The organism is Virgibacillus necropolis (genome assembly GCF_044793635.1).
GTDB classification, from domain to species: Bacteria; Bacillota; Bacilli; order Bacillales; family Amphibacillaceae; genus Virgibacillus_F; species Virgibacillus_F necropolis_A.
Map to the genome: position 1 here is coordinate 107,887 of NZ_CP084992.1, position 19,358 is coordinate 127,244.

General features: G+C 35.5%; 23 protein-coding genes. All 23 read left to right on the forward strand.

Annotated features, from left to right (window positions below; translation table 11 throughout):
* Positions 1 to 9 precede the first annotated feature (9 nt).
* The 23 genes from fliG to LG329_RS00650 all read left to right on the forward strand — a co-directional run bounded on the left by fliG (position 10) and on the right by LG329_RS00650 (position 19,358).
* Positions 10 to 1,023 carry a flagellar motor switch protein FliG gene (gene fliG / locus LG329_RS00540; protein WP_404452617.1) on the forward strand — a complete coding sequence of 338 codons (1,014 nt, stop codon included), beginning with the start codon at positions 10 to 12 and terminating at the stop codon, positions 1,021 to 1,023.
* Positions 1,016 to 1,786 carry a flagellar assembly protein FliH gene (gene fliH / locus LG329_RS00545; RefSeq protein ID WP_404452618.1) on the forward strand — a complete coding sequence of 257 codons (771 nt, stop codon included), beginning with the start codon at positions 1,016 to 1,018 and terminating at the stop codon, positions 1,784 to 1,786. The genes fliG and fliH overlap by 8 nt, the downstream gene beginning before the upstream one ends.
* Positions 1,783 to 3,102, forward strand: coding sequence for a flagellar protein export ATPase FliI (fliI, locus tag LG329_RS00550; RefSeq protein ID WP_404452619.1), 1,320 nt, complete (start codon positions 1,783 to 1,785; stop codon positions 3,100 to 3,102). Before fliH ends, fliI begins: the two co-directional genes overlap by 4 nt.
* Positions 3,102 to 3,548: a flagellar export protein FliJ gene (gene fliJ / locus LG329_RS00555; protein ID WP_404452620.1), complete on the forward strand. Its 447-nt coding sequence runs from the start codon at positions 3,102 to 3,104 to the stop codon at positions 3,546 to 3,548. Before fliI ends, fliJ begins: the two co-directional genes overlap by 1 nt.
* 5 nt (positions 3,549 to 3,553) lie before the next feature.
* The gene (locus tag LG329_RS00560; RefSeq protein ID WP_404452621.1) at positions 3,554 to 4,162 is read left to right on the forward strand and encodes a MotE family protein; all 609 of its coding nucleotides are present in this window, start codon (positions 3,554 to 3,556) and stop codon (positions 4,160 to 4,162) included.
* A 29-nt stretch (positions 4,163 to 4,191) separates the two neighbouring features.
* Positions 4,192 to 5,532: a flagellar hook-length control protein FliK gene (locus tag LG329_RS00565; protein ID WP_404452622.1), complete on the forward strand. Its 1,341-nt coding sequence runs from the start codon at positions 4,192 to 4,194 to the stop codon at positions 5,530 to 5,532.
* A 9-nt stretch (positions 5,533 to 5,541) separates the two neighbouring features.
* Positions 5,542 to 6,042 carry a flagellar hook assembly protein FlgD gene (gene flgD / locus LG329_RS00570; protein ID WP_404452623.1) on the forward strand — a complete coding sequence of 167 codons (501 nt, stop codon included), beginning with the start codon at positions 5,542 to 5,544 and terminating at the stop codon, positions 6,040 to 6,042.
* A 2-nt stretch (positions 6,043 to 6,044) separates the two neighbouring features.
* Positions 6,045 to 6,422, forward strand: a complete 378-nt coding sequence (locus LG329_RS00575; protein ID WP_404452624.1) for a TIGR02530 family flagellar biosynthesis protein — start codon at positions 6,045 to 6,047, stop codon at positions 6,420 to 6,422.
* Positions 6,423 to 6,505: 83 nt separating this feature from the next.
* Positions 6,506 to 7,417 (forward strand): flagellar basal body rod protein FlgG, encoded by a 912-nt coding sequence (gene flgG / locus LG329_RS00580; protein WP_404452625.1) that lies wholly within the window; start codon positions 6,506 to 6,508, stop codon positions 7,415 to 7,417.
* Between the two features lie 110 nt (positions 7,418 to 7,527).
* The gene (locus LG329_RS00585) at positions 7,528 to 7,695 is read left to right on the forward strand and encodes a flagellar FlbD family protein (protein ID WP_404452626.1); all 168 of its coding nucleotides are present in this window, start codon (positions 7,528 to 7,530) and stop codon (positions 7,693 to 7,695) included.
* The gene (gene fliL, locus LG329_RS00590) at positions 7,688 to 8,110 is read left to right on the forward strand and encodes a flagellar basal body-associated protein FliL (RefSeq protein WP_404452627.1); all 423 of its coding nucleotides are present in this window, start codon (positions 7,688 to 7,690) and stop codon (positions 8,108 to 8,110) included. The genes LG329_RS00585 and fliL overlap by 8 nt, the downstream gene beginning before the upstream one ends.
* 35 nt (positions 8,111 to 8,145) lie before the next feature.
* A complete protein-coding gene (fliM, locus tag LG329_RS00595) occupies positions 8,146 to 9,141 on the forward strand; it encodes a flagellar motor switch protein FliM (RefSeq protein WP_404452628.1) in 996 nt (331 codons plus the stop codon).
* Positions 9,131 to 10,288, forward strand: a complete 1,158-nt coding sequence (fliY, locus tag LG329_RS00600) for a flagellar motor switch phosphatase FliY (protein ID WP_404452629.1) — start codon at positions 9,131 to 9,133, stop codon at positions 10,286 to 10,288. The genes fliM and fliY overlap by 11 nt, the downstream gene beginning before the upstream one ends.
* Positions 10,289 to 10,309: 21 nt before the next feature.
* Entirely contained in the window at positions 10,310 to 10,672 is a 363-nt protein-coding gene (locus LG329_RS00605) for a response regulator (protein ID WP_404452630.1), read from the forward strand.
* A gap of 13 nt (positions 10,673 to 10,685) precedes the next feature.
* A complete protein-coding gene (gene fliO, locus LG329_RS00610) occupies positions 10,686 to 11,333 on the forward strand; it encodes a flagellar biosynthetic protein FliO (protein ID WP_404452632.1) in 648 nt (215 codons plus the stop codon).
* Positions 11,326 to 11,991 (forward strand): flagellar type III secretion system pore protein FliP, encoded by a 666-nt coding sequence (gene fliP, locus LG329_RS00615; protein ID WP_404452633.1) that lies wholly within the window; start codon positions 11,326 to 11,328, stop codon positions 11,989 to 11,991. The genes fliO and fliP overlap by 8 nt, the downstream gene beginning before the upstream one ends.
* 111 nt (positions 11,992 to 12,102) lie before the next feature.
* Complete coding sequence (gene fliQ, locus LG329_RS00620) at positions 12,103 to 12,372, forward strand: flagellar biosynthesis protein FliQ (RefSeq protein ID WP_404452634.1); 270 nt, start codon at positions 12,103 to 12,105, stop codon at positions 12,370 to 12,372.
* Positions 12,373 to 12,375: 3 nt separating this feature from the next.
* Positions 12,376 to 13,155 (forward strand): flagellar biosynthetic protein FliR, encoded by a 780-nt coding sequence (gene fliR, locus LG329_RS00625; RefSeq protein ID WP_404452635.1) that lies wholly within the window; start codon positions 12,376 to 12,378, stop codon positions 13,153 to 13,155.
* 1 nt (position 13,156) lies between these two features.
* On the forward strand, positions 13,157 to 14,236 hold the full coding sequence (gene flhB / locus LG329_RS00630) for a flagellar biosynthesis protein FlhB (protein ID WP_404452636.1): 1,080 nt from the start codon (positions 13,157 to 13,159) through the stop codon (positions 14,234 to 14,236).
* 35 nt (positions 14,237 to 14,271) lie between these two features.
* Positions 14,272 to 16,305 (forward strand): flagellar biosynthesis protein FlhA, encoded by a 2,034-nt coding sequence (gene flhA / locus LG329_RS00635; RefSeq protein ID WP_404452638.1) that lies wholly within the window; start codon positions 14,272 to 14,274, stop codon positions 16,303 to 16,305.
* Positions 16,302 to 17,429: a flagellar biosynthesis protein FlhF gene (flhF, locus tag LG329_RS00640; protein WP_404452639.1), complete on the forward strand. Its 1,128-nt coding sequence runs from the start codon at positions 16,302 to 16,304 to the stop codon at positions 17,427 to 17,429. Before flhA ends, flhF begins: the two co-directional genes overlap by 4 nt.
* The gene (locus LG329_RS00645; RefSeq protein WP_404452640.1) at positions 17,422 to 18,288 is read left to right on the forward strand and encodes a MinD/ParA family protein; all 867 of its coding nucleotides are present in this window, start codon (positions 17,422 to 17,424) and stop codon (positions 18,286 to 18,288) included. The genes flhF and LG329_RS00645 overlap by 8 nt, the downstream gene beginning before the upstream one ends.
* 5 nt (positions 18,289 to 18,293) lie before the next feature.
* Positions 18,294 to 19,358: a chemotaxis response regulator protein-glutamate methylesterase gene (locus LG329_RS00650; RefSeq protein WP_404452641.1), complete on the forward strand. Its 1,065-nt coding sequence runs from the start codon at positions 18,294 to 18,296 to the stop codon at positions 19,356 to 19,358.

Below are 19,358 nucleotides of genomic sequence, written 5' to 3' on the forward strand. Positions count from 1 at the left end.
GAATTTAAAATGGCACACGCAAAATCAGCATTAACTGGCAAACAAAGAGCAGCAATTTTATTAATTTCCTTAGGTCCAGATGTATCCGCACAAGTGTATAAATATTTGTCAGAAGAAGAGATAGAAAAATTAAGTCTGGAAATTTCATCTGTAAAAAAAGTTGAATCGAATCTAAAAGAGGATGTATTAGAGCAATTTCATCAAGTTGCTCTAGCCCAGGATTTTATTTCTCAAGGTGGAATTGGTTACGCAAAGACGGTTTTAGAAAAAGCTTTCGGTAAGCAAGAAGCGTCAAGCATCATTAATCGCCTGACTTCTTCCGTCCAAGTCAGGCCATTCGATTTTGCACGAAACGCTGACCCAAAACAGGTGTTAAATTTTATTCAAAGTGAGCATCCACAAACGATTGCACTTGTTTTATCCTATCTAGATTCCGAGCAAGCAGGAATCATATTATCTGCGTTGCCACAAGAGATGCAAGCTGATATCGCAAAAAGGATTGCCACAATGGACTCTACCTCACCCGAAATCATTAGTCAGGTTGAACAGGTTTTGGAACGAAACATTTCTTCTTCGTTAACGGAAGATTATACACAAACAGGGGGTATTCAAGCTGTTGTCGAGGTTTTAAATGGTGTTGATCGCAGTACTGAAAGAACCATTTTAGATGCTCTTGAGATACAGGATCCCGAGTTAGCAGATGAAATTAAGAAACGTATGTTTGTCTTTGAAGATATTGTAATTTTAGACAACCGTGCAATACAACGTATGATTCGTGAAGTTGAAAATGAAGACCTAAGGCTATCACTTAAAGTATCAAGTGATGAAGTTAAGGATCTTGTATTTAAAAATATGTCACAACGTATGGCAGAAACCTTTAAAGATGAAATGGAATACATGGGTCCTGTACGATTACGTGATGTTGAAGAGGCACAAATGAGAATTGTGGGTGTTATTCGACGATTAGAGGAAATTGGGGAAATTGTTATCGCACGTGGTGGAGGTGACGATATTATTGTCTAATAGTTATCAGCAGCACTCAAATAACAATAATCAGAAGCAAATAAAGATTCGTCCAATTGAATTCCCTAAAAAAAAGTCAAATGATAGCCATGCTACTGACACAATTGAAGAACAACTGATTGCTAAGCAAAGTAGGCTAGAAGAAATGAATAAAGAATTAGAACTTATTAAACAACAGAGTGAAAAACTAGTAATGGATACACAGGAAATGATTGAGCTTGAAAAGAAAAAATGGGATGAAGAAAAACTGAAACTTATTGCGGAGGCAAAGGAATTAGGGCATAAAGAAGGGTTTTCATCTGGAGAAGAAGAGAGTATGAATCAGTACGCTGAACTATTAAGTAAAACAAATGAAATTGTTAATTCTGCTACTGAAGACTATCACGCAACTCTTGAAAGTAGTGAAGATATCATATTAAAACTAGCTATTCAGTCTGCCGAAAAAATCATACAAAATAAACTGGATGAAAAACCTGAAACGTTTATTCACATTGTGAAGTCAGCTATAAAAGACATTAAGGAACAATCCATTATATCCATTTACTTGCATCCGGATAATTACCAGTTAGTTTTAAGTCAAAAAGACGAGTTAAGTAGATTGCTTGAATCAGATTCAAAACTCACCATTCATGTGAGAGATAGTATGAAAGTTAATAGTTGTTTGATTGAACATCCTTTCGGCCAAATTGACGCAAGTATCGATACCCAACTAAAACAATTACGCGCCCTTTTACATGAAGTGAATATGGAGAATAAGCAATGAAGTTAGAACAATATATAGAGGCAATAGAGCAAGCAAATACATATAAGCGGTTTGGAAAGGTATTGCGTGTCGTAGGATTAATGATTGAGTCTAAAGGTCCAGAAGCTAACATCGGTGAGGTTTGCTATATTCATAGCTCCACATCTAATAATAAGCCAATCCTTGCTGAGGTTGTTGGATTCAACAATGAAAAAATTATCCTTATGCCGTATTCAGCCGTGACTGAACTTGGACCAGGTTGCTTAGTGGAATCAACAGGGAAACCTTTAACAATTAAAATTGGACGGGGATTGATCGGCAAGGTCGTCGATTCAATAGGTAAACCATTAGATGAATCAAAATTACCCAAGGGATTATCTAACTTCACAACCGAACAAACACCACCAAATCCGTTATCAAGACCAAGAATCAGCGAACCTTTCCAGGTTGGCGTGAAAGCAATTGATTCTTTACTTACTGTTGGAAAAGGGCAGAGGATTGGTATATTTGCTGGAAGTGGTGTTGGTAAAAGTACGTTGCTTGGAATGATTGCCAGAAATAGTGGCGCAGATATTAATGTTATTGCCTTGATTGGAGAACGTGGTAGAGAAGTAAGGGAATTTATTGAAAAAGACCTAGGTGAAGAAGGTTTAAAAAAATCAATCGTAGTCGTAGCGACATCCGACCAACCTGCACTAATGAGAATAAAAGGTGCATACACAGCGACAGCGATTAGTGAATACTTTAGAGATTTAGGTTATCAGGTTAATTTAATGATGGATTCCGTAACCCGTGTTGCAATGGCCCAACGTGAGGTGGGATTAGCAACTGGAGAACCACCAACAACAAAAGGGTATACGCCATCGGTATTTGCTATCCTTCCAAAATTATTGGAAAGAACGGGTACCAGTGCTAACGGTACGATAACAGCTTTTTATACTGTTTTAGTAGATGGCGATGATATGAATGAGCCGATAGCTGACACGGTGAGAGGTATACTCGATGGTCATTTTGTGCTTGATAGAAGGCTAGCAGAACAAGGGCAGTTTCCGGCAATAAATGTCTTAAAATCTATTAGTCGAGTAATGACACAAATAGCAAGTAAGGATCATCTCGAAACAGCCCAACAGATTAGAACGCTACTCGCAACCTATGAAGAAAATAGCGAATTAATTCAAATTGGTGCATATAAACGAGGTACAAATCATGAAATCGATCGAGCGATTTCATTTCATCCAAAAATACAAGGATTTTTAAAACAAGGTACTTTGGAGCAATTATCCTTACACGAATCAATTAAGCGTATGCAAACTTTACTTTCAGGAGGCGTTGGTTAATGGCGAAAATTGTAGCATTATCAAAAATACTTAATGTAAGAGAAAGTGAAAAGCATAATGCACAAAAAGCCTACCAACAATCAATCGAATATTTTGAAGGTGTTGCAACGCAATTATATACGTTGCTCAAAAAAAAGGAAAAAGCTGAAGAAGTTCAAGAAGATTACAAACAAAACACAATACCTATTGATAAGATACGTGAGCAAATTACGTATATTGAAAACTTAAATAAGCAGATTTTACAACTGCAACAGGAAGTGCAATCAGCAAGAACTGAAATGGAAGCTAAGCAAGTAAAATTAACAGATGCTCATGTTGAAGTTAAAAAGTTTGAAAAGATAATTACCTATCGAAAAAAAGAACTAGAAGAGTTGAGACAAAAAAACGAAAACATATTTATGGATGAAATTTCCGTTCAGCAATACTTAAATCAAAAAAATAGGTGAATGAAATGGCTAAAAACACTAAAGATCAAACGAAAACAAAATCAAATCCTATCCTTTGGTTTTTATTTGCGATTGTTGTTCCGTTAATCGTAGCAATAACAATAATTATTATCATTTGTAAAGTAGCTGGTTTTGATGTAATAGATTGGGCGAAAAATACAGGCAATAATATTCCAGTTATATCATCAGTAATATCAACTGAAAAAGAAGAGAATGAAAAGCGTACGAAACAAACCTTTAAAGAAAAAATTTCTGCAAAGGACGAAAAAATAGATGAATTAAAATCAAATGTCACGAACTTGGAAGATATGGTTGATCAGTTAGAACAAGAAATTGTTAAGCTGGATAATATTGAAACAACACAATCCAAGGAGGAAAAAGCAGAAGAGTCGACGGTTGAGGACGAAAAGAGTAGTCAGTTAAAATCAATGATTGCATCTTTTGAACAAATGGACCCGGAACAAACAGCGCTTATTCTTCAAGACTTGGAAGAGGGCATGGCTATATCAATATTAAAAGGATTACCGGAAGATGTACGTGCAGGGATTTTAGAAGAAATGGAACCAGAAAAAGCTGCACAGTATACAAAGGCTTATCTTAATAGCAGTGAATAATTTTCCGAAAATTGAAAGGGGGTGAAAAAATGAATATAACCGGAATGCCGATCCAACTCCCTATGCAGACCCAAGCTGTAACACGTGAAAAGATACCAAATGAATTATCAAATGTATTTAAAGGTTTACTTCAAAATGTAAAGCTACCTAATGCAACTGTAGGGGAAACAGGCAATCAACAAAAGTCTCAAGCTCCAAAAGATTTGTTGAATCTACTTGCAAGTCTACCAAAAGAATTAAAAGAACAGCTTGCTACATTATTAAAGGGTACAGAAGAAAATCCTAATACATTATCAGTTGAATCAAAGGAACAAATTCTAACATTGCTTAAAGAGGCAGGCTATATCGAGCAAACGATAGATGGTTCGAGCCTGAGTGTAGACATGCTTCAACAGTTAAAGGAATTGCTGGGTAACATGACAAAGGCTAATACTAATAATCAAATAATAGTTGAAAAAGCAGGAGTCACACCAGTTATTGATACTTCAGTGGTACCGATTAATAAAAAAGAAATTGTGCAACAGCTCGTTGAAATAAGTAAGAAAGCTGAGTCACTCTTATCTGGAATAATGGATCAAAAAAGTATAGTAAAACTAGCGTCAGAAATCCAAAAACTGTTAGAAAAATGGACAGGTTTAGAAAAAAAGTTGAATGGTGTGCAGGTAGGTAATCAGACAAATGCAAACTCGACAAAGGCCGAAACAGTTTGGCGGGAATTAGTAAATGCTTATCAAAAAAGAAGTCAATTTGTAACTACACAGCAATACAATACGGATGCAAAAGTAACGAGCAGTGATGTTGCAAAATGGATTAATAATGCGTTAACAAAACAAAGCGTAACTGATCCTGTTTCAGTCAATCATGTAGGTAGTTCATCAATGCCGATATCTAAGGTAGAACAGTATGTTATTCACTTAAATCAATCACAAAATACTCAAAGTCAAGGACAACAACTGGTTGATAAATTTCAAGAAGTGATGAAAACAAGCAATTTCCTAACGATGAAGAATGGATCAACTCAATTATCAATTGCCCTACGACCTGCGAATTTAGGTGAAATGATGGTAAAGCTAACCCAAATCAATGGCGAAATGACAGTGAAAATTATGGTTGCATCAGCAGCAGCGAGGGATATGCTTGAGTCCAATATGCACCAGCTTAAACATATGTTCTCACCACAGCAGGTTATGATTGAAAAACAAGAGATTCAAACGCAGCAGTCACAGAACATGCAACAAGAAAAGGACCAACAATCAATGAATAGTGATGACCAAAGTCAGTCTGAACATTCCAGCCGGGATGAACAGAATCAATCAAATGATGATTTTGAAAAACAATTTCATGAAATTCTAATGAATGAGAAAGTGTAGGTGTTAAATATGCCGACAATCGACCCTTCGTATTATTTACAAAACCAGCCTACAAAAAGGCAACCAAGCCCAGAACTTGGAAAGAATGATTTTTTGAAGATATTAATGGTTCAGTTACAACATCAAGATCCAACAAAACCAATGGACAATCGTGAATTTATTTCACAAATGGCATCCTTTTCATCCTTAGAACAAATGACGAATATGTCACAATCAATGGATAGACTAGTGCAAAGTCAGTTGGTTTCGCCAGTCATTAAATACAGTCATATGATCGGTAAGGAAGTGACTTATCAAAATTATGATGAAGAAACTGGTGAAAAGTTAGATACTGAATCTAGTAATGTTATTGCAGTTAGTCAACAGGATGGATGGGGAATTCTTGAATTAGAAAATGGGAAACATGTTTACGCTGATGCTATTTTACAAATTAGTGATCCAAATGCAACAACTGATAATACAACGGAAGCTACGATTGAGGGGCCAGATAAAACAGAAGGAAGTGAGTAATAATGGATCACCGTATCCATCAGACACAATCACATGCCTTGCAATTTCAGAATGTAAAACAATCTTTAGCAAAACAACAAACACCATCAAGCCATTTTAAAGATATATTGGTAGATGCCCAGACTGTAAAAGTTAGTAAACATGCAAAAGAACGATTACAAGAAAGAAATATTACGATTAATGAAAAGCAATGGCAAGCAATTACTGAAAAAATGATTGAAGCAAAAAATAAAGGGATAACCGATTCACTTGTTGTAACGAATGATGCGGCACTATTAGTTAGCACGAAGAACCATACAGTTGTTACTGCGATGAATAAGGAAGAAGCAACAAATAAAATTTTCACAAATATTAACGGCACAATCTTAATTAACGAATAGGCTGGACCCAAGACTTGGGAGGCCAAGAAGCTGTTGACTGATTGATACAGCTTACTATTAGTACCAATGAAGGGATGAGAAACATGTTACGTTCAATGTATGCAGGGATTTCAGGTATGAAGGGGTTCCAAACAAAATTAGATGTTATTGGTAACAATATTGCAAACGTAAATACAGTAGGATTTAAAAAGGGTAGAGTTACATTCCAGGATATGATGAGTCAAACGATGTCGGGAGCACAAGGTCCGACAGCAACTCGCGGGGGAGTAAATGCTTCACAAGTAGGATTAGGTTCACAAGTAGGTTCGATTGACAATGTCCACACACAGGGATTTCGCCAAACCACAGGAAGACCACTTGATTTAGCGTTAGAAGGGGATGGAATGTTTGTTGTTGCAAGTGACTTAAAAAACAATGATGGTGAAGCAACTATGAAGAATATTAACTTAAATCAATCCAATGTTTCTTATACACGTGCAGGAAATTTTTATTTAGATGAAGAAGGAAGTATCGTAAATCCTCAAGGTCTTTACTTAATTGGATTTCCAGCTGAAACAAATGCAGATGGGGAAACAACTATTAATGATGCTAAGAAAAGTGTAATTAGTATACCTGATACAGCACAAAGTTTTAACATCCAAACAAATGGAACAGTAACGGTTATTGATAAAGATGGTAATACTAAAACTGTGGGACAAGTTGCGTTAGCAAGTTTTTCTAACCCTGGTGGTCTCCAAAAAGCGGGAAGTAACCTATTTTTAAATACTGAAAATGCTGGTTTATATGATAATGAAGATACAGATTATATAGATTTAAAAACTCCTGACACAGACGGTACCGCAACCATCGTCAGTGGATCACTAGAAATGTCCAACGTTGACCTTGCAACGGCCTTCACAGAAATGATTGTTGCACAGCGTGGATTCCAGGCAAATACTAGAATTATTACAACATCTGATGAAATACTACAAGAGCTTGTAAATCTAAAACGATAGATGAGGAGGTAGGGGATGTTGCGCTATAGTTTTCTATAGGCACATCCCCCCACCATATTATGATTCAATTAACTCGATTAAACGATGACTTATTCACGCTAAATGCTATCATGATTGAACAAATACAATCTCATCCAGACACAACAATTACCTTAATTAATGGAAAGAAAATTGTTGTAAAGGAGCCAGAGAAAGAAGTGGCAAGCTTAGTATCCAGCTTTTATCGTAAACTGGGGATTCGAGAATGCGTGAAAGAGGTGGGTGATGTAAATGAGTAGCGGCATAGTCAAAACAATGGTTACTACATTAGTTGGTTTAGTACTTGGTGGAGGTATTGCTTTAGTTATTGTGTTAAATGTTTCTGGTGACGAAAAAAATGGCGATGCTCAAACCATAGATGAAATTGTCGAACATTCCTATCAAACATCCGAAATAACAACAGATTTACAGGATGGAAGTTTTGTGCGTATTCAGTTTCAAATTGTAACAGATAGCGACGATGCAAAAGAAGAAATAGCAAAAAGGGAATTTCAACTAAAAAATATCCTTATCAAAGAACTTTCAGTAATGAAGGCAGAGGATTTTAAATCTGGGCTTGGAAATTTAGAAGATGTTATCCAATTGAAACTGAACGAATTAATGACAAATGGGAAAATTACAGATGTCTATACGATTAGCAAAATTTTACAATAATTAAAATTACTCCATTATGGAGGTGAGGTTTTTACGTGGAAGAGGTACTGTCGCAAAATGAGATTGATGCATTGTTATCGGCTATTTCATCAGGTGAGATGAATGCTGAGGAATTAAAAAAAGAAGAAAAAGAGAAGAAAGTTCGAGTCTATGACTTTAAAAGGGCGCTACGCTTCTCTAAAGACCAGGTTAGAAGTTTATCCAGGATACACGAAAATTATGCTCGTTTGTTAACGACGTTCTTTTCGGCCCAATTAAGAACGTATGTGAATATCTCTGTTGCATCAGTTGATCAAATTCCTTATGAAGAATTTATTCGTTCTGTCCCTAAGATGACTGTTTTAAATATATTTAGTGTGGCTCCCTTAGAAGGTCGCATACTGATGGAGGTTAACCCTAACATTGCTTATAGTATGTTAGATCGAGTCTTAGGAGGAAAAGGAAACAGCGTCAATAAGGTGGATAATCTGACAGAAATTGAAACGATACTTATGTCACAGCTCTTTGAAAAGGCGATTGTTAATTTACAAGAAGCATGGTCATCCATAATAGAAATTGATCCAATTTTGGAAGACTTTGAAGTGAATCCGCAATTTTTACAAATGGTTTCTCCTAATGAAACAGTAGTTATTGTATCGTTAAATACTACTATCGGAGAGTCAAGTGGTTTAATTAACATTTGTATTCCACATATTGTTCTCGAACCGATTATTCCTAAGCTATCTGTTCACTACTGGATGCAAACGACAACCAAAAATAGAGACCCAGAATCATACAACAAGCTTACAGAAAATATAAAGCTAGCAAAAATAGAAGCTAAAACAATATTGGGTCAAACATCTATTAGCATAGATGAACTATTAAACTTACAATCTAACGATATCATTGGTTTAAATCAGGCTATTGACGATCCGTTAACATTGCAAATTAATGATGAACCTAAGTTTTATGTACAGCCTGGTAAGGTAAGAAATAAAATTTCGGTACAAGTATTAGAAGAAATTGAGGGGGGAAACAGGGATGATGAATGATGGCATGCTTTCCCAGGATGAAATAGATGCATTATTGAAAGTAGGGTCAGAAGATGAGGATGAGATTGAAAATACAGCCAGTATCGATACGTCCAATTACCTGACTAGCTTGGAAGAGGATACACTCGGTGAAATTGGTAATATTTCATTTGGTAGTTCTGCAACGACACTTTCCACATTATTAAATCAAAAAGTGGAGATTACAACACCACAAGTTTCTGTGATCAAACAAGAGGATATTCGAAATGAATTTACCTTTAATCATGTAAGTGTTGAGGTGAAATATGTAGAAGGTTTTATTGGTCAAAACGTTTTTGTTATAAAATCTGAAGACGCATCGATCATTTCAGATATTATGCTTGGCGGTGATGGAACAAATCCATTAGAAGAATTAAATGATATCCATATTAGTGCTGTACAAGAAGCGATGAATCAAATGATGGGCGCAGCAGCAACTAGCATGTCTACGATTTTCGGTAAGAAAGTAGATATTTCACCACCAGTCATTAAACAACAGAATGCTGAAAATAGCGTGGATGCTGAAATAGATAGGGAAGATAAGGTTTTTGTTAAAGTTTCCTTTCAGCTTAAGGTTGGAACATTAATTGATTCAAATATTATGCAATTAATCCCAATTCCATTTGCAAATAAACTTGTTGATGAGTTAATGAATAATTCACAAGAAGAAACAAACGAAGAACAAGCTGCTGCTACAGTTGAACAGTCAGAAAGACAAAATAACAACGAGCAAAAGCAACATCATGTTCAAGAACCAGTTCAACAACCTAAACAACAACATTTAGGTGAAAATGTGAGCCAATCCTCAAATGATGTACATCAAGCTTCATTCTCTACATTTGAACAAGTGGAACTAAGTAAAAATGAACAACGTAATCTGGATTTACTATTGGATATTCCGTTAAAGGTCACAGTAGAACTTGGTCGTACAAAACGAACGATAAAAGATATATTAGATTTATCTTCAGGATCAATTATCGAACTGGATAAATTAGCTGGTGAACCTGTAGATATTTTTGTTAATGAAAAGTTAATAGCTAAGGGTGAAGTTGTTGTTATTGATGAGAACTTTGGAGTTCGTGTAACAGACATCATTAGTCAGTCAGAAAGGCTTATGAAACTTAAATAATAGATAATGGGGGAATAACACATGGGAAAACGTATTTTAATTGTAGATGATGCAGCTTTCATGCGCATGATGATAAAAGATATTTTAAGTAAAAATGGTTTTGAGGTAGTCGGCGAAGCGCAAGATGGCGCAGAAGCAATTGAAAGATATAATGAATTAACACCGGATCTAGTAACAATGGATATTACAATGCCTGAAATGGATGGGATTACTTCACTAAAGAAAATAAAAGAAACAAATCCTGAAGCAGTAATAATTATGTGTTCTGCGATGGGACAACAAGCTATGGTTATTGATGCTATTCAGGCTGGAGCAAAGGACTTTATTGTTAAACCATTCCAAGCAGACCGTGTAATAGAAGCGATACAAAAGGCTTTAGACTAAGAAGCGAGTGAGTATGTTGTTGAAAAAAATCAGTATTTATCTTTGTTTAGTAATGTGCTGTTTCGGTTTTGGATTTATTTCAGAGGTTTCTGCTGCGCCAAATGCGAAGGAATGTATCGATGGAAATATTGATTGTCAAGAGTTGGAAAATGAAAATTCTAAAGCAACGAATATAGATGCAAGTGAGGACAACAATGGATCTTTAACATTTGATTTAATCAAAATGTTTTTTGCATTACTTCTCGTTCTAGCACTTATTTATTTATTATTAAAATTTTTGAGTAAGCGAAATAAAATTTTTAATCAAGTAAAAGCATTAGAAAACATTGGCGGAATTTCAGTTGGGCAGAATAAATCGATTCAAATCATTCGTATTGGAAATCGAATCTATGTGGTTGGTGTTGGTGAAAATGTTGAATTGTTACATGAAATCACAAATGAGGATGAAAAAGAGGAATTATTACATAGAAATCAAACTAATGAATTCCAAGCTGGATCTTTGGTAACGTCTTTATTTCAACAAAAGAAAAATGATGAGGGTGCAACGAATCAAACAAAGAATGAATTTAAAAATCTATTCGCATCAGAGCTGGATAAATTAAAAAGTGGTCGAAAAAAAATGATTAATCACCATAAGCGAAAAGGTGAAAAGCATGAATGAATTTGTAAATATGTTTTCTGATTCAGATCCCTCATCTGTTGCAACGTCGGTAAAATTGTTATTATTATTAACTGTTTTATCATTAGCGCCAAGTATATTGATATTAATGACTAGTTTCACACGAATTATTATCGTGCTATCTTTTGTTCGAACGTCACTCGCAACACAACAAATGCCACCGAATCAGGTGCTAATTGGATTGGCTTTGTTTTTAACTTTTTTCATTATGGCACCAACATTTCAAGAGGTTAATGAAGAAGCTCTACAACCGCTTTTCAATGAAGAAATATCGTTGGATGAAGCGTATGATCGTGCAAGTGCGCCGATGAAGGATTTCATGGCATCCCATACGAGGCAAAAGGACTTAGCTTTATTCATGAATTATGCAGAAATGGAAAAGCCTGAAACAGTACAAGACATACCTATGACTACACTCGTACCAGCTTATGCAATCAGTGAGCTGAAAACAGCCTTTCAGATGGGTTTTATGATCTTTATTCCTTTTCTAATAATCGATATGGCTGTTGCAAGTGTTCTTATGTCCATGGGGATGATGATGTTACCACCAGTTATGATTTCATTACCATTTAAAATATTGCTATTTGTTTTAGTAGATGGCTGGTACCTCATAACCCATTCTTTACTAGAGGGATTTTAATGTGGAGTTATATATGGGGTGAAATAGTTTACCTCTTTACCAAGGAAATAAAGGATTTAAGTAAAAGAAAAATTTCTCCATGCGGAGGGTTTCTAAAAAGGGTTGGTTTGAATGAGTAGTGAGTTTGTTTTAACACTAGCAGAAAAAGGCGTATATACGATTTTACTCGTCACTGGTCCATTGCTTATATTGGCACTTGCGATTGGATTATTAGTAAGTATTTTTCAGGCAACAACACAAATACAGGAACAAACACTTGCATTTATTCCGAAAATTGTAGCGGTTTTTGTTGGTTTAATATTCTTTGGTCCCTGGATGTTAACGACAATGATTGAGTTTACAGCTGATTTATTTCAAAACCTAAATCAGTTCGTCGGGTAAATTATGTTAGATATTATTAATTTTGCAAGTCTACCTGTTTTTTTATTAATATTTGTTCGAGTTACAGCCTTTTTTGTTGCATTACCACTATTTTCATATAAAACTATACCAACGCATTTTAAAATCGGATTTAGTTTTTTTCTATCGTTCATCATGTTTTATACGGTTGAGTCATCCTTCATTCCGATTGATGGCACGTTTATTTTGCTGCTTGCAAAAGAGGCAATTGTCGGATTGTTTATTGGGCTTCTTGCCTATATTATACTAGCTGCAATTCATATTGCTGGTGGGTTGATTGATTTTCAAATGGGTTTTGCGATTGCGAGTGTCATTGATCCTCAAACAGGAACACAAACCCCATTAACGGGTCAATATTTTTATATTATTGCCCTACTCTTTTTATTATCGGTTAATGGTCACCATTTATTAATAGATGGAATCTTTTATAGTTATAATTTAATTCCCATAGATGCTTTTGTACCATTTCAGAATGGGTCCTTTGTTGATTTTATTATCGAAACCTTTAATAAAATGTTTATTATTGCCTTTCAAATGGCGATTCCGATTGTAGGTTGTTTATTTTTAGTAGATGTAGCGCTTGGAATTATTGCTAGAACTGTTCCACAATTAAATGTGTTTGTAGTCGGATTGCCATTAAAAATATTAGTTAGCTTTATCGCAATTATATTTTTCTTAAGTTTATATATGGTGTTGGTAAAGAGTTTATTCGAAACAATGTTTGATGCAATGCATGGTTTAATGCAACTAATGGGAGGTGCTTAACATGCAATTAAAATTGGATCTACAATTTTTTGCAGGTGAAAAGACGGAAAAAGCAACTCCCAAGAAAAGACAGGATTCTAGGAAAAAAGGCCAGGTCGCCAAAAGTCAGGATATTAATACTGCATTTCTATTATTTTTTTGTTTCTTAATTCTATTTATTTTTGGCGATACCATGGGAACAAGTCTAGAAGCATTATATAAAACGTCTTTTACAGAGTATATTCATTGGGATGTCACTGAAACCAGTGTACATCAGGTGTTTGTAGAGGGAACAATAGAAATGGCAAAAATCATAGCACCAATAATGGGAATTGCCATTGTCGCTGGTTTAGCAGCAAACTTCACTCAAATCGGGTTTTTATTTACAGCTGAACCGTTGAAAATGGATTTGAAAAAGTTGGACCCCATTCAAGGGGCAAAAAGAATATTTTCTCTTCGTGCTTTAGTGGAACTCGCTAAATCATTATTGAAAATCGTTTTTATAGGGGTAATTACGTTTTGGATAATTTGGTTATATAAAGACGAGATGATGATGCTCTCCTTTAAGACAGTGGAAATGTCTTTAGCCTTTTTTGGTAATAGTACAGTAATAATGGGATTTGCAGCAGCTTTCGCATTGTTATTTATTGCAGTTTTTGACTATGCCTATCAAAGGTATGATTTTGAGAAAAACATTAAAATGTCAAAGAATGATATAAAGGATGAACACAAAAATATTGAAGGTGATCCTTTAATTAAATCCAAGATAAAAGAAAAACAAAGACAAATGTCTCAGCGGCGTATGATGAGCGAGGTTCCTACAGCCGATGTAGTTGTTACCAATCCAACACATTATGCAATTGCAATTAAGTATGATGAAAGTAAAGCTAGTGCCCCCTTTGTTGTTGCAAAAGGAGTAGACCACTTAGCATTTAGGATTAAGGAAATTGCCAAGAATAATGGCGTTATGACAGTTGAAAATAGACAGTTGGCGCGAGCACTGTATGGGGCGATCGAGATTGGTAGTAGTATCCCTGAGGAATATTACCAAGCAGTGGCTGAAGTTTTAGCGTATGTATATCGGTTAGAGAAAAAAGTTTAGCAGTAATTGGTTTAACAGTAAAAGGGGTGACATCCATGAAGGCACGAGATTTATCGGTATTGTTAGGTGTAATTCTAATAATTGCAATGTTAGTTGTTCCATTACCGGGATGGCTATTAAGTATTCTTATTTTGTGTAATATTATTCTGGCACTCATTGTTATTTTAGTAGCTATGAATACTCAAGATGCATTACAATTTTCTATATTTCCATCCCTATTATTGCTGTTAACTTTATTTCGTTTAGCATTAAATGTTTCAACGACAAGAGCAATTTTATCCGAAGGCCATGCTGGAGGGGTAGTCGAAACCTTTGGTTCATTCGTAATTGGTGGTAATCCATTGGTTGGTTTTGTTGTATTTATCATCCTGGTTATTATTCAATTTTTAGTAATTACAAAAGGCGCAGAACGTGTATCTGAAGTTGCAGCTAGATTTTCTTTAGATGCTATGCCGGGAAAACAAATGAGTATTGACGCTGACTTAAATGCCGGTTTAATTTCAGAACAACAAGCCAAAGAACGCCGCGAGAAAGTAGAAAATGAAGCGGATTTCCACGGGGCAATGGATGGGGCCAGTAAATTCGTTAAAGGGGATGCAATTGCTGGAATCATTATTGTAATTATGAACATTATATTTGGACTCATTATAGGTATGGTTCAAATGGATATGTCGTTTCAAGAAGCACTAAATACATTTATGCGCTTAACGGTTGGTGATGGATTAGTTGCTCAAATTCCAGCATTATTAATCGCAACCGCAACAGGTATAATCGTAACTCGCGCCTCATCAAAAGGTAATTTAGGTAGTGATGTGTCCGGTCAGTTATTACAATATCCTAAACTGCTTTTTATTGCTGCTGGAGCTATTTTTTTACTTGGGTTAACTCCGATCAACTTTTTGCTAACTACTTCACTTGCAGGTCTTTTATCGCTTAGTGGCTATATGCTTCTAAAACAAGCTAATAAAGTTGAGGAACCTGATATAGAGGAAGAGGAACAATCAGAGAGTTCGTCGATGAAGGCTCCGGAAAATGTGGTAAATCTATTAAATATGGATCCAATAGAATTTGAATTTGGATATGCACTGATACCGCTTGTGGATGCGAGTCAAGGTGGTGATTTGCTTGATAGAGTAATTATGATTCGTCGCCAGCTAGCTATTGAGCTTGGTATTGTGATTCCTGTCGTACGTATTCGTGATAATATTCAATTGAATCCAAATGAATATCGATTGAAAATTAAAGGGAATGAGGTTGCCTTTGGTGAGCTATTACTTGACCACTATTTGGCAATGACACCTGGAATAGATGACGAGAGTTTAGATGGAATTGATACGAAGGAGCCTGCGTTTGGGTTACCTGCTAAATGGATAAGTGAAGAGGTAAAAGATGAGGCTGAGTTATCAGGGTTTACTGTTGTTGATCCTCCTTCTGTAGTCTCTACGCATATTACAGAAGTGATTAAAAAGCATGCACACGTATTATTAGGTCGTCAAGAAACGAAACAATTGATTGACCATTTAAAAGAAAGCTATCCGATTCTTGTAGACGAAGTAACACCAGAGCCATTGTCGTTTGGGGATGTACAAAAAGTATTAGCTAAATTATTAAGAGAAAATGTTTCTATTCGTAATCTACCAATTATTTTTGAAACATTAGCTGATTTTGCGAAAATGACCAATGATACGGATTTATTAGCAGAGTATGCTAGACAATCCTTATCACCACAAATCACGAAACAATATGCAGACGGTGACATGACATTAAAGGTTATTACCGTTTCTGGAGCTGTTGAAAAGATGATAGCTGAGAATATACAGCAAACAGAACATGGAAATTACTTGTCGCTTGATCCAGATTCACAGCAATCAATCCTTAAAGTAGTTAGTGCAGAGGTAGAGAGAATAGCGTTACAGGAAGATACAGCTATTTTATTATGTTCTCCAGCAATAAGAATATATATCAAACAGTTGGTTGAACGATTCTTACCACAAGTAGTTGTATTATCATATAACGAGCTTGAGCCAAATGTACAAGTTCAAAGTGTAGGGGTGGTGAATGTAGCATGAAAGTAAAAAAATATGTAGCAGCAACAATGCCCGAAGCGATGCATCAAATTCGTAAAGAGTTGGGTGCAGACGCAGTTATATTAAATTCAAAAGAGGTAAGGAATGGTAGCTTTTTTGGCTTTTTAAAAAAAAGGAATATCGAAGTAATTGCTGCACTTGATCCACAGCCAACGCAACCTAAATCAAAGCCCCAAAATGAACTACCGGATTTAGAATCACGTAATAAAATTCAGATGGATCAACCAACAACAGATAAGCATGTATTAAATGAAATTAAGCAGTTGAAGAAATTACTAGAGATCCAAAACCAACAAGTTGAGACTAATTTTAGTCCGCAATATAAAATTGTCTATCAACATTTAATAGACCAGGAAATTTCTGATTCATTGGCATCAGAAATTGTTCATACGGTTATTAACTTACACGCAAAAAATAAGGAAGAAGACCTGGAACAGCATGTCATTTTCAGGGATACAATGAAGGAGATTTCTAACCGACTTGAACCACTATCTTTTGAAGGAATAACTTATAACAAAAAAATTATTCACTTCGTTGGTCCAACAGGGGTTGGGAAAACTACTACAATTGCCAAGGTTGCAGCGGAAAGTATGCTGAAGGATCATAAAAAGGTAGCTTTTATAACTGCAGACACGTATAGAATTGCTGCCATTGAACAGTTAAAAACATATGCCAAAATATTAGATGTTCCTTTAGAGGTAGCCTATGATATTAAAGATTATAAGGATGCAATTGAGAAGTTTGCTAGTTATGATTTGATTCTTGTTGATACTGCGGGACGTAATTTTCGAGATGCAAAATACGTTCAGGAATTGAAACAAAGTATTGATTTTAATGACGAAATAGAAACATATCTCGTTTTATCTCTAACAGCAAAACCGAATGACTTGCAGAAAATCAGTGACCAATTTAAACATATTCCAATAAAAGAATTGATTTTCACAAAAATTGATGAAACGAGACAATATGGCAGTATGCTTAATATAGCACTTCGAGATGAAATTGGAATTGCTTACATGACAAATGGTCAGGATGTGCCTGATGATCTAGTTAAACCTTCACCTGTGAAGATTAGTGAATATATAGTAGGTGAATATCGTGAATAATGATCAGGCTATGAATTTGCGACGTAAACTACAACAATCTAAAGACCCGAGGCATGCTAAAACAATTTCTATTGTAAGTGGAAAAGGTGGCGTAGGAAAGTCTAACTTCGCATTAAATTATTCACTTGAGCTTATAAAAACGGGGAAGAAGGTTTTGCTATTCGATCTGGATGTCGGAATGGGTAATATCGATATTTTACTTGGTTTAAATGCAGGAAAAACGATTGTAGATATGTTTAATCAGCAAATAACGGTTCATGACATTATTGAAAAAGGTCCGAATAATCTAGCCTATATTGCAGCTGGCAATGGATTATCTGATTTTTTTACATTAGATGATACTAAAAAAGAATATTTTCTTAAACAATACAACGAATTGGTACAACTATATGATTATATTATTTTTGATATGGGAGCAGGTGCTACGCATGAAAGTTTATTTTTCATTGTGGCATCAGATGAGTGCATCGTTATTACTACTCCTGAGCCAACATCTATAACAGACGCATACGGCATGATTAAACATATCGTAAACAATCAGGGGAAAATGCCGATATATGTAGTAATGAATCGTTCTTTATCCTATAAAAGTGGTAAAAAAGCACTAGATCGATTTCAGCGCGTTATATCTCAGTTTTTAAATATTGAAATACATCAAATGGGTATCTTGCCCGATGACCGTACCGTGTCAAATGCAGTAATCAGACAAATACCATACAGTATTCTAAATGAAAATGCTGCAATCTCAAGAGCCCTGAAAGAAATCGTAGCCAACTATTCACAAAATTCATTCAGAATTAACAAAAAAGAGAATACTTCATTCGTTCGCAGGTTGAAGCGATTATTGGCTGAGAGGTGAATGTTATGCACCCGGTTCGTGTTTTAGTAATAGATGATTCTGCCTTCATGAGAAAAATGATAGCTGACCTATTATCAAGTGATCAGCAGATAGAAGTAATAGGAACTGCCAGAAACGGCGATGTTGGACTGAAGAAAATAAAAGAGCTGTCTCCCGATGTAGTGACTTTAGACGTAGAAATGCCTGTTAAAGATGGTATAAAAACGCTACAGTATATTATGGAAACAAATCCACTTCCAGTTATTATGCTTTCAAGTGTGACAAAGGAAGGGTCTTCTAAAACCATACAGGCGATATCTAATGGGGCGGTAGATTTTGTACAAAAGCCATCAGGATCCATTTCCCTTGATATTGAAAAAATAAAACAGGAACTAACAAGGAAAGTTATAACTGCGTCAAATGCTAAAGTGGCAACATATCATATGAATCCTGATAATAATCGCGAATCAATGGTTGATCAAACTTTTACAAAGGTCCATTCCCATACGCTTATTGCAATCGGAACATCTACCGGTGGTCCAAGAGCATTGCAACGTGTATTAACTGATTTACCCGATGATTTTACAACACCAATTGTCATCGTGCAACACATGCCAGCAGGCTTTACAAAGTCTTTAGCAGATCGTCTAAACACATTGACTAAGATACATATAAAAGAAGCATCACATGGGGAAATCATCCAAAAGTCAACTGTATATATAGCTCCTGGTAATTTTCATTTAAAGGTTAGAAAGATGGGGACGTCGTTTGCAATCGAACTATCAAAAGAGCCTGAACGTAATGGTCACAGGCCATCTGTTGATGTTTTATTTGAGTCTTTAGCTGATGTGCCAAATGTAAATAAAATTGCAGTTGTATTAACAGGGATGGGGAGCGATGGTTCGAAAGGGCTTACATATCTTAAGAGGAAAGATTCAGGAACTACCGTTATTGCTGAAAAAGAAGAATCGTCAATTGTGTACGGAATGCCAAAAGCCGCAGTGAAAACAAATACAGTTAACCATATTGTTCATTTACATCATGTAGGAGAAACGATTACGAATTTAGTGAAGAGATCAGGGGGGATGTAA